Origin of the sequence: Bacillus sp. JJ634, from assembly GCF_036962285.1 — a bacterium.
GTDB classification, from domain to species: domain Bacteria; phylum Bacillota; class Bacilli; order Bacillales; family DSM-1321; genus Peribacillus; species Peribacillus asahii_A.
In genome coordinates this window covers 1-1,971 of record NZ_JBALMU010000106.1, presented here as the reverse complement: position 1 = coordinate 1,971, position 1,971 = coordinate 1, and the positions used below count along the sequence as shown (strand labels likewise).

At 38.8% G+C, this 1,971-nt stretch carries 2 protein-coding genes; both read right to left on the bottom strand.

Features of this window, described 5'->3' with window-relative positions; genetic code table 11:
* Positions 1-24: 24 nt before the first annotated feature.
* The gene (locus tag V7068_RS15625; protein ID WP_499713574.1) at positions 25-1,230 is read right to left on the bottom strand and encodes an ornithine--oxo-acid transaminase; all 1,206 of its coding nucleotides are present in this window, start codon (positions 1,228-1,230) and stop codon (positions 25-27) included.
* A 221-nt stretch (positions 1,231-1,451) separates the two neighbouring features.
* Positions 1,452-1,856, bottom strand: coding sequence for a S1 domain-containing post-transcriptional regulator GSP13 (gene yugI, locus V7068_RS15620; protein WP_252291561.1), 405 nt, complete (start codon positions 1,854-1,856; stop codon positions 1,452-1,454).
* Between the last annotated feature and the right edge of the window lie 115 nt (positions 1,857-1,971).

Sequence of the window (1,971 nt, the reverse complement as noted above, 5' to 3'; positions counted from 1 at the left end):
AGCCTCTTTTGTATGAAAGCTCGGCTAGATTAACTTCAGCACGTTTTTAATTTTCTCGAACGCCCAATCCAGTTCTTCCTTTGTCACAATAAGCGGCGGCGCAAAGCGAATGACTGTATCATGCGTTTCTTTACAAAGAATTCCTTCTTCTTTTAACTTTTCACAGTAAGGACGAGCTGGTTTGTTTAATTCAATGCCAATAAAAAGTCCTCGGCCTCGTACTTCTTTCACAACTGAACTTTTTATTTTCTTTAACTGGTTTAAAAAGTATTGCCCGAGTTCCAGCGAGCGTTGAGCTAATTGTTCGTCCACTAACACATCGAGTGCCGCTATAGAAACAGCACATGCAAGTGGATTTCCTCCAAATGTAGACCCATGCGAACCAGGGGTAAATACCCTAAGAATCGATTTATTAGCGGCAACACATGAAATTGGGAGTATTCCCCCTCCAAGTGCTTTCCCTAATATATACATATCTGGAGTAACATTCTCCCAATCACAAGCAAACATCTTACCCGTTCTTCCTAAACCAGATTGAATTTCATCTGCAATGAATAAAACCTGTTCCTGCTTGCAATAAGCATAGGCCTCTTTTAAAAATCCCGGTTGTGGAATACGAATCCCTGCTTCTCCTTGAATTGGTTCAAATAAAAAAGCCGCTGTATGTGGTGTGATGGCGGTTTTTAATGCTGATATATCTCCATATGGAATAAGTTTAATTCCCGGAAGCATCGGGCCAAATCCTCGCTTGTATTCCTCTTCAGAAGAAAGCGAAACAGCTGCTAGTGTTCGACCGTGAAAATTACCCATACAAGCAATAATTTCAGCTTGATTAGGCTTCACTCCTTTGACATCGTATGCCCAGCGTCGCGCTGCCTTCATAGCCGTTTCCACTGCTTCGGCACCTGTATTCATCGGTAATATCATTTCTTTATGGGTGAGCTTAGCTACCTTCTCATACCAAGGTCCAAGCTGATCATGATGGAAGGCGCGCGATGTTAACGTAACTTTATCCGCTTGTTTTTTTAACGCTGCAATAATCTTCGGATGGCGATGCCCTTGATTAACAGCTGAATAGGCACTTAACATATCTAGATAACGATTCCCCTCAGGGTCTTTCACCCACACTCCTTCAGCCTCAGAAATCACAATTGGTAAAGGATGATAATTATTGGCACCATATTGATTCGTTTTGGAAATCAACTGCGCTGAATCGTCATGAAGAGACATCCTACAAGCCTCCTTTTAAATGTAGCTTATTAAACAATATTACTGTTTCATGATTAAAAGACGGCATATTGTGGAATAATTTACTTTTGGAGCCTTCTGAAGAAATTTCTCATTGTTTCAGGATTTAGAACTAAAGGAAGCAAAAAATGTTTAATGAATAAGATGATATACCATGACCTATAAAAAAATCGGCTGATTCATCATCAGCCGATTTAAACACATTATTTTTTAATTAAATCTTCGCGTTGAGATTGTTCAATCCACTCTTGAAGCTTGTCTTTTAATGTATTGAATCCTTCAGTAGACTCTGTATAGCTAGTTACAGCTGCTTGACGCTTCTTAGGTGCTGCTTTTCTAGCTGGTGCTGCTGGACGCTCTGGAGCTTCCTCTGTAGCACGGATTGATAAACCAATTTTTCCAGCTTTTTCATCAATTGAAAGAACTTTCACTTGTACTTCATCGCCTACTTTTAAGTGTTCGTTAATATCCTTAACAAACCCGTGAGTAACTTCAGAAATGTGAACTAATCCTTGAGTTGATTCATCAAGTGCAACAAACGCACCGTATGCTTGAATTCCTGTAACTTTTCCTGTAACAACTGCACCGATTTCGAATTTTTGTGTCATGGTAACACTCCTATTTACGATATATTTTTTCATCTATTTCACGCAATATAAAACTATATCATATAATTGTAAAATAATCAAAAATCAATGATAGCTCAAACTTATATTTATCCTT

Excerpts from the sequence above, each read along its gene's own strand:
- V7068_RS15625 (WP_499713574.1), bottom strand. The coding sequence starts at position 1,230 with ATGTCTCTTCATGACGATTCAGCGCAGTTGATTTCCAAAACGAATCAA.
- yugI (WP_252291561.1), bottom strand. The coding sequence starts at position 1,856 with ATGACACAAAAATTCGAAATCGGTGCAGTTGTTACAGGAAAAGTTACA.